This window comes from Streptococcus mitis (assembly GCF_946188585.1).
In the GTDB taxonomy this organism is placed as follows: Bacteria; Bacillota; Bacilli; order Lactobacillales; family Streptococcaceae; genus Streptococcus; species Streptococcus mitis_DG.
On record NZ_CAMHVI010000042.1, the window covers coordinates 1 to 248 of the forward strand.

General features: G+C 46.0%; 1 protein-coding gene. It reads left to right on the forward strand.

Annotated features, from left to right (window positions below):
* Nucleotides 1-22 precede the first annotated feature (22 nt).
* On the forward strand, nucleotides 23-248 hold a 226-nt coding region (locus tag N8M66_RS09350), incomplete at its 3' end, for a siphovirus Gp157 family protein (protein ID WP_261047241.1).

The following is a 248-nucleotide window of genomic DNA, read 5'->3' on the forward strand; positions in this document are numbered from 1 at the left end:
CGACAAGGCCGTAAACGTGGCGATGTACATTCGCAATCAAGAAGCCGAAGCCGAAGCAATTGATGAAGCGACAAAGGCAATGACAGCACGTTCTAAAGCGTTAAAAGCAAAGGCTGGGCGCATGAAACAATACTTGCTTGATGAAATGAAGGCAACACAGACAACGCAAATACGGTGTCCGTTTTTTGCTGTCAGTGTTCGACAAAATCCTTACAGCGTAAAGATTGCATTAGGAACTGCCTTGCCTG